Raw genomic sequence first — 7,819 nt, forward strand, 5'->3', positions numbered from 1 at the left:
GGACACCTCGTACTATACCAAGAGGGCTCTTTTTGTTTCAATCCTCAAATTTCTTCATTACAGGAATGGCTCCTATTATAGAAAAGGGAACCAAGTTGGTTCCCTTTTCTTTTATGATTTAACCTTTTTTAATCCAGAACTTTAGAACATCACCGTCTTCTGAATCTTTTAGTAATTCATGACCACCTGACTTCGCCCATGCAGCAAGGTCACTTTTTGCCCCTTTATCTGTTGCATGAATTTCTAAAATTTCGCCTAACTCTAGTTCATTGATCGCCTTTTTTGTTTTTACAATAGGCATTGGGCATGCTAAACCTTTTGCGTCTAGTACTTTTGCTATCTTCATGTTAAAAATCCTCCTAATAAATTCTTATTTTCTCCTATCGAACGGCACAACGGTTTGGTCCGATTTCCATTTCACGTTGTTTTTCATCATCTGGACTAATTATACCCATGTTTGTTTCACGGATTTCTTGATATGCATTTGGTTGTGGCGGTAAGTTTTCCGTCACTAATTTTCTAAATTCATTCTCGTCTTCAATGTTTAAACCATGGTTTTTTTCAAAGAGAGTGCCTAATTTTCCAGAAACACTACCGTCTTTATTTAGTTCGTCAATGATCATAAAATGGGCTGGAAGAACAACAAGTTCTTCTGATAGTTCTCTATAACGTGTGTAAAGACTTTCTCTTAAATCGGCTACCCAATCTTCTGCCTTACCAGCCAAATCTGGTCTACCAATGGAATCAATGAATAAGATATCACCTGAAAGTAAATACTTTTCATCGACAACAAAAGACGTTGATCCAATGGTATGGCCCGGAGAATATAAAGCATGAATATTGATTGTTGTATTACCGATAGTTACATCGGTGCCACCTTCTAACGGTTGATACTCAAATGTAACTTCTGTTGCATCCTTCGGAGACAACCAGTAGGTTGCGTTTGTTTTTTCTGCAATTGCTCTACCGCCTGAAATGTGATCCGCATGTAAATGTGTATCAAATACATGTGTAATCGTTACACCAATGTTTTCAGCAAACTTAGTATAGATATCAATCATTCTTGTTGCATCGATAATTGCTGCCTCACCATTTGAAACGACCATGTATGATAGACAACCTTTTCCAATACGAACAAATTGATACATCTCTCCTCCATCTTTTAAGTTCCCCACTTTAATAGGCTCTAAGTGTTCGCTCCATGCCTTCATACCACCTTTTAAGTAGGCCACTTCTAACCCTTCTTCAGAAAGCATATCAGCAATCATGATAGATGAACCCTCTTTTGCACATACAACTAAAATGTCTTTGTCTGAAGGAAGTTTATCTAAAATACCTTCTACACCATCTAATAACTCAAAATATGGTACATTTAAGTAATTAAAGTTTGCACCTTCAATTTTCCAATCATTAAAATCACTTTCATTCCGAACATCTAAAATAAATAATTCTTCTTGATTGATTACTTTTTGTGTCACTTCTCTTGAAGTCATTTCAATTAAAGCCACCTTGAATACCCCCTATAGTATAGTTTTGGCTAAAAAAATATAAATTAATTAAAATGTTAATGTTACATCAGCATCTTTAGCAAATTCTAGGAACGTTACGGCTCCACCAACCTCAATTCCATCAATAAATGCATCTTTCTCTAATCCCATTACATCCATTGTCATTTGACATCCAATGAACGTAACACCCAATTCTTTTGACATTTCCACTAATTCTGGAATGGAAGGTACATTTGCCTTTGAAAAACCTTCTACAAAATGTTCTTTTCCCTCTGGCACTGGAAGTTGTTTATATCCTTCCTTATGAATGAGGTTCAATCCTTCAAAGGTAAAGAAAATTGCCACTTCTTGATCTGTTGCCGCAGCGGCCGTCGCAATGTTAAATACTTTATACGCATCAAACAGTCCACCATTACTTGCAATAATTGCTACTTTTTTTGCCATTACAAACCCTCCTGATTCTTTTTGATATTCTTTTCCCCTTAAATTACTAATCTACTGCTTTTTCAGTTTGACCTTCCCAATTACTCATACCGGGTACAACGTTTACTACTTTCTTAAATCCTTTGTCAGTAAGTTTTTGTGCTGCTAGATCACTTCGATTTCCAGTTCGACACACTACATAAATTGGAGTTTCAGGATTTAATTCATCTAATCGATTCTCTAATTCACCAAGCGGAATCGATTTTGCCTTCGGAATGTGACTAAACACGTACTCAGCATGCTCCCTCACATCTAGCACAATCAAATCCTCTTTGGATGAAAGTTTTTGATCTAATTCATCGTTACTAATGACATGTGGATGTTTCTTTTCTAACTTTTCTTCTCCACTTTTTTTACGAAGATAATGCTTCAACACATCACCCTCTTCTACTGTCCCTAAATATTGATGACCTGAACTTTCTGACCATGCTTTAATATCTGCCTTTGAACCTTTATCCGTTGCTTGAACTTCTAGTACTTGACCAGCCTCTAGATTATTTATTGCTTTTTTAGTTTTTACAATAGGCATTGGACACGCTAATCCCTTTGCATCTAAAACAAAATCAGTTTTTATCATTTCCATGTTAAAACAACCTCCTGATTTAATTTACCCATTAGGGTATTAGTTTCTTTAAAAAATTTTATTCTATTGGACCTTCCCATGTTAGCATTCCACCAGACATGTTGATCACATTAAAACCGTGACTTTCAAGGAACTTTGTTGCTTGGGCACTTCGAGCACCAGAACGACACACAATTATATATTCTTTGGGTTTTTCTAATTCATTCATACGAAATTCCAATAATCCAAGCGGAATGTTTACTGCTCCGGGAATTTTACCTTGTGCAACTTCGTGGGCTTCACGAACATCAATTAGATTTAAACCTTCACCAAGTAAACCCTGAACTTGTGTTGTAGAATATTCTTTCATTAATAAAATCTCCTTATCCTCTCCAAGTACTTACTCCACCTTTTACATTTATTATTTTCTTAAACCCCATCTTCTTTAACATTTTACTAGCCTTTTTACTCCTCACTCCACTTTGGCAAATGACAACAACCTCATGGTTTTTATTCAACATATTTGCCTTCTTTGAGAGTTGTTGTAACGGAATATTTTTAAATCCTTGAATATGGTAACGACTAAATTCTCCTTGTGTACGCACATCAACGAATTGAGGATCCTTATTTTTCAATAACTCTTTTAATTCATTTGTATCAATTTGTTTTACCCCCTTAACCGGGATAAAACGTATAATGATGAATATAACAACCATAGATATAATGATGACATCTACACTAAAGAAATCCATCGAACTCCTCCAAGTCTAATTGTCTATTAGATAAATAGATTGATATTGCCTTCCTCTGCGTCACCAATGTAAGCAGCAACTCCTGCGTAATCGAGTCCATCAATTAACTCATCCTTTTGTAATCCAAGGAGATCCATTGTCATAGTACATGCAATTAACTTCACATCTTGCTCCTGTGCCATTTCAATTAGTTGTGGAAGTGGCATAGCATTGTGCTTTTTCATGACATGTTTTATCATTTTTGGACCGATTCCCGCAAAGTTCATTTTAGAAAGTCCCATGTTATCAGCACCACGTGGCATCATTTTACCAAACATTTTTTCTAAAAATCCTTTTTTCACAAGTACTTGCTGATCTTTCCTAAGTGCGTTTAGTCCCCAGAATGTATGGAAAATGGTTACCTCATGATCATAAGCGGCTGCACCATTGGCGATAATATAGGCTGCCATCGCTTTATCATAATCCCCACTAAATAGAACAATCGTTGTTTTCTTTTTATCTGACATTGTAATTCCTCCTCGTTTATACTCAAAATACCCAAATGGGTATATTTTGTTGTAAAAAAATTTAGCCTTTCTTGATCAAGAAGATAAGTACATCATTCTCTTCTCTATAATCCAGTAATTCATGTCCAGTAGATTTTGCCCAAGCCGTTAAGTCACTTTTAGCACCTTTATCTGTTGTATGAACTTCTAATACTTGGCCTGATTCAATTTCATTTATTGCCTTCTTTGTCTTAACAATAGGCATCGGACACGCTAACCCTTTTGCGTCTAAAACTTTTTCTACTCTCATTAATATTCCTCCTTAAATTCAATCACCTATACCCGTATAGGTATATGGTATTCTAAATAAAAAAGGATGTCAACCTTTTTACTATCTGCTTTTTACAAGCATGTTAACAGCCTCTTTTACCAAATCATCACTATTTTCCCCATTTTCTTCTGCTTTTCTAACACACTCAATCAAATTGGTACTCACTAAAACTCCGATTGTACGGTCAATTGCTGTTCTACTTGCAGACAACTGAGTAATGATATCCTTGCAGTCTTTGCGTTCTTCCATCATCCGTAAGATACCTCTTATTTGACCTTCAATTCTTTTTAAACGATTTTTCGTCTGAACATCATATTCCATAGTGTCACCTCGATTTCTTTATAATATAAGCAAAATCCTTTTATTCATACGTTTCTAGCCATTGTTGAAACTAGGTTTGTGATTTGATAAAATAATTATATACCCTACTAGGTATATTGTCAACAAGGCAATGTTTATTTTTCTACCTAACATCTAAACCTTAACAAAACTGCTCTATGTTATTACGATTGTAACTCTCATCACATATCTCTTCGCATAACGAATAACTTACTACTTTAAATCCTTTTTTGCGTAATATACGAGTTCCAATATTTTTCTCCAAAGCATTTGACGATATTAGGTGGATCGTTTGATGAGGAATGTCCTCATAATATCTATTTAAATAACCAACTGGAATGTTAATTGCTTCTTTTATTGGTTGTTTATAGGTAACGTTATAATCCCTAATATCAATTATTATCCTACTACTATTCTTACTAATATCCCTTATTTCAAGATATGACATACCCAGAACAGGAATGTATCTATTATATAAACCTATCAAGATAGGTATACCTAATAATATAAAAACAAAATTCATCAAGATACTCACACTCTCCCTTATTTGACAAGGAGCAATTAACAAGTCATATTTTATACCCCCTATAGTATATTGTCAAATAAAAAGGAGATATAAACTGGTGTTACATCTCCTTCATTTCAATTTCTTATTTTTATTTCATACGATACTCTTATCAATGCACCCAATTAAACGGTGCTCGATATCCTTGGCAAGTTCCTTTATCTTATCGTCATTCACCATACTCACTAATGCTGTAGGCCTCGGCATACCAATTTTTGTTTTTCCCTGATCAGAATAAACAACAATTTTACAAGGTAGAAAGTACCCAACCATCTGATTTTCACTAAGTATTCGTTGGGCTTCTTGTGGATTACATACTTCTAAGACTTTATAATCCTGATTAAATTCTAATCCCTTTTCTTGTAACTTTCCTTTAATATCAAATTCCCATAGCACACCAAACTTCTCTTCTTTTAAGGTTTCCTCCAATGAAGATATGGCTGTTTGGATATTATCCTTAGTTTCAACAGTATAATCAAATTGCATGACTTTTCCTCCTTATATATTGATAATGGCTCCATAAACGGCTTCACTAAAATGAACAATTGAAGGCTCAACCTCATTTTCAATTAAAATATCTTTCATTTTACCTGAGGAGATCCTTTCATGTAATGGTGGTCCCATTTCCATTTCAATGGCTTCCCATTCAAGAATAAGTAGAGTTCCGTTTGGTCTTAGTATCCTTTTGAATTCTCCAAGAGCCTTTTTTAAATTAGGAATTTCATGTACTACGAAGGCGACAAGGGCCTTAGTGACCTAGAGGATATACGGTTGAATGACGACCTTGTAGTATTGGATATTGCCAATTTTTTCAGAATTAGCATTTTCCCTTAAGAGGTTTAACATTTTTTCCTCAATATCAACAGCATAAACTTCCTGTTCAGTTGCCTTTGCTAATGGAATGGTAAAGAAACCATTACCTGCCCCTAAATCAGCAATTATATTTTCCTTTTTAACCTTTAATTCTTTTACGACTTGTTCAGGTGAAACCAATTCTCTACGTTTAGGATCTAATAACTTATCTGCTTTATCAGGTTTAAACCGATGTCCTGCCAATATCATCATACCTTTCCAAGAAGTATTACAAAGGATTATACATAAAAATAAAACTTTTTATGCTATAATTCACAGTAATCAAATAGGTTTTAACAAGATTAAACATATGGAGTGATAAACCAATGAAGTTCCTAAAAGTCTTTCTAACTGAAAAATGCCCCAATTGCAAAAAGGCGTTAAACACTAAAAAATCAAGCATACTTAGTGCTTCTGTGATTAAATACTGCTCGGAAGGTCATTACCAAAAAGAATATCATCCATCTTTGGAGACATATATTGAAAGTAATAACGCTTCCTAAAATAGGATGTCAGTCCAAATTTTAATTGAAGTACCACCAATTAGTAATGCCAAAATCCATCTAAGGACTTTGGTATTTACTTTTTTCCCTGCTTGTGCACCAAGTGGCGCAGCAACCAAACTTGATATTACCATTATTAAAGCAGGAAAAAATAAGACCTGTCCCGTGGCAACCTTCCCTATAGTTGCCCCAATGGATGAAATAAAAGTTATTGCTAATGAAGATGCAATTGTTACACGTGAAGGTATTTTTAGAATGACCAACATGATTGGAACAAGAAGAAATGCTCCACCAGCCCCAACTATTCCTGCTCCAACTCCGACAATAAAAGCCAAAAAGGATGCTAAACTCTTGTTAACTGGAATTTCATCATCCTTTCCCTCTCTACCTTTAGTGGGAATAAACATTAAAGCAACTGCACTGAGTGCTAAAATCCCATAAATGATATTGATTGCTTGCTCTTCCATCATTCTCGAACCAAAACCACCAATTAAACTTCCTATTAGTACACTGACTCCCATATAAATGATTAGTGACACATGTAAATACCCACTTTTTCTATAGGCTAAAACACCACCAATGGTAGCGAAAAATACCTGTACTCCAGTTATTCCTGTTACTTCATGTGAACTAAACATACCAACGCCAACTAAGGGAGGAATGTATAACAACATTGGGTAATTGATTATAGACCCACCAATACCAGCCACCCCAGATATAAAAGAACCAGTAAACCCGATTAGAAAAAGTGTAATTATCAACTGAACATCCATTGATTTATTCTCCAATTTATTTTGTTTAAGAATCAAATCCCTCTAGCGAATTGCGCAGCGATTTGGCCCTATTTCCATTTCACCCTGTTCCTCTTCTGGACGTTTTAAATTCCCCATATTAAGTTGCCTTATTTCTTCGTAAGAGTTTGGTTGCGGAGGTAAATTTTCTGTGACTGCTCTCCTAAATTCACTTTCGTCTTGTATATTTAATCCATGGTTTACTTGATATAAAACACCTAATTTTTTAGACACACTTCCATCTTCGTTCATTTCATCTACACCCATGTAGTGTGCAGGAAGAACAACTAAATCATCTGCTAGTTCTTTATAAGTACCATACAGGGTATTTCTTAAGTCACCGACCCAGTCCTCTGCTTTACCTGCTAAATCTGGACGCCCAATAGAATCTACAAACAATATGTCTCCGGTCAATAAATATGCATTATCAATAATAAATGAGGTACTTCCAATTGTATGCCCCGGAGAGTATACTGCCTTAACTTTTGAGTTACCAACTGTTATTTCATCCCCATCATTGATTGGGTTAAATTCAAATACTACTTCCCCTGCATCCTTCGGGGGGAGATAGTGGTATGTCAACACTAAACTAGACACTTTTTTTAAGGTGAATATTTTTATATTCAATGGGACTTAGATAGTCAAGCG

General features: G+C 35.1%; 14 protein-coding genes and 1 pseudogene. All 15 read right to left on the bottom strand.

From position 1 onward, the window contains the following. Nucleotides 1-118: 118 nt before the first annotated feature. The gene (locus Q1B07_RS25590) at nt 119-346 is read right to left on the bottom strand and encodes a sulfurtransferase TusA family protein (RefSeq protein WP_096186353.1); all 228 of its coding nucleotides are present in this window, start codon (nt 344-346) and stop codon (nt 119-121) included. A 34-nt stretch (nt 347-380) separates the two neighbouring features. Beyond that, the gene (locus Q1B07_RS25595) at nt 381-1,508 is read right to left on the bottom strand and encodes an MBL fold metallo-hydrolase (RefSeq protein ID WP_299095344.1); all 1,128 of its coding nucleotides are present in this window, start codon (nt 1,506-1,508) and stop codon (nt 381-383) included. A gap of 48 nt (nt 1,509-1,556) precedes the next feature. Then, complete coding sequence (locus tag Q1B07_RS25600; protein WP_299095347.1) at nt 1,557-1,952, bottom strand: DsrE/DsrF/DrsH-like family protein; 396 nt, start codon at nt 1,950-1,952, stop codon at nt 1,557-1,559. Between the two features lie 46 nt (nt 1,953-1,998). Beyond that, nucleotides 1,999-2,574 carry a sulfurtransferase TusA family protein gene (locus Q1B07_RS25605; protein ID WP_299095349.1) on the bottom strand — a complete coding sequence of 192 codons (576 nt, stop codon included), beginning with the start codon at nt 2,572-2,574 and terminating at the stop codon, nt 1,999-2,001. A gap of 58 nt (nt 2,575-2,632) precedes the next feature. Beyond that, nucleotides 2,633-2,923 carry a rhodanese-like domain-containing protein gene (locus Q1B07_RS25610; RefSeq protein ID WP_299095352.1) on the bottom strand — a complete coding sequence of 97 codons (291 nt, stop codon included), beginning with the start codon at nt 2,921-2,923 and terminating at the stop codon, nt 2,633-2,635. Between the two features lie 13 nt (nt 2,924-2,936). Then, the gene (locus Q1B07_RS25615) at nt 2,937-3,305 is read right to left on the bottom strand and encodes a rhodanese-like domain-containing protein (RefSeq protein WP_299095354.1); all 369 of its coding nucleotides are present in this window, start codon (nt 3,303-3,305) and stop codon (nt 2,937-2,939) included. Between the two features lie 26 nt (nt 3,306-3,331). Beyond that, nucleotides 3,332-3,811 (bottom strand): DsrE/DsrF/DrsH-like family protein, encoded by a 480-nt coding sequence (locus Q1B07_RS25620; RefSeq protein ID WP_299095357.1) that lies wholly within the window; start codon nt 3,809-3,811, stop codon nt 3,332-3,334. A gap of 61 nt (nt 3,812-3,872) precedes the next feature. Then, nucleotides 3,873-4,100: a sulfurtransferase TusA family protein gene (locus Q1B07_RS25625; protein WP_096186345.1), complete on the bottom strand. Its 228-nt coding sequence runs from the start codon at nt 4,098-4,100 to the stop codon at nt 3,873-3,875. An 81-nt stretch (nt 4,101-4,181) separates the two neighbouring features. Next, nucleotides 4,182-4,442 (bottom strand): metal-sensitive transcriptional regulator, encoded by a 261-nt coding sequence (locus tag Q1B07_RS25630; RefSeq protein ID WP_096186344.1) that lies wholly within the window; start codon nt 4,440-4,442, stop codon nt 4,182-4,184. 160 nt (nt 4,443-4,602) lie between these two features. Continuing rightward, on the bottom strand, nt 4,603-4,986 hold the full coding sequence (locus Q1B07_RS25635) for a hypothetical protein (protein WP_299095367.1): 384 nt from the start codon (nt 4,984-4,986) through the stop codon (nt 4,603-4,605). Nucleotides 4,987-5,121: 135 nt separating this feature from the next. Then, on the bottom strand, nt 5,122-5,511 hold the full coding sequence (locus Q1B07_RS25640; protein WP_299095369.1) for a DUF302 domain-containing protein: 390 nt from the start codon (nt 5,509-5,511) through the stop codon (nt 5,122-5,124). 12 nt (nt 5,512-5,523) lie between these two features. Further along, the gene (locus Q1B07_RS25645; RefSeq protein ID WP_299095371.1) at nt 5,524-5,655 is read right to left on the bottom strand and encodes a hypothetical protein; all 132 of its coding nucleotides are present in this window, start codon (nt 5,653-5,655) and stop codon (nt 5,524-5,526) included. Between the two features lie 126 nt (nt 5,656-5,781). Next, nucleotides 5,782-6,081, bottom strand: coding sequence for a class I SAM-dependent methyltransferase (locus tag Q1B07_RS25650; RefSeq protein WP_299095373.1), 300 nt, complete (start codon nt 6,079-6,081; stop codon nt 5,782-5,784). Between the two features lie 295 nt (nt 6,082-6,376). Next, on the bottom strand, nt 6,377-7,153 hold the full coding sequence (locus Q1B07_RS25655) for a sulfite exporter TauE/SafE family protein (protein ID WP_299095375.1): 777 nt from the start codon (nt 7,151-7,153) through the stop codon (nt 6,377-6,379). 42 nt (nt 7,154-7,195) lie between these two features. Then, nucleotides 7,196-7,750, bottom strand: a pseudogene (locus tag Q1B07_RS25660) (MBL fold metallo-hydrolase); the annotation flags it as partial. Between the last annotated feature and the right edge of the window lie 69 nt (nt 7,751-7,819).

This window comes from uncultured Metabacillus sp., from assembly GCF_947503125.1.
GTDB lineage: Bacteria > Bacillota > Bacilli > Bacillales > Bacillaceae > Metabacillus.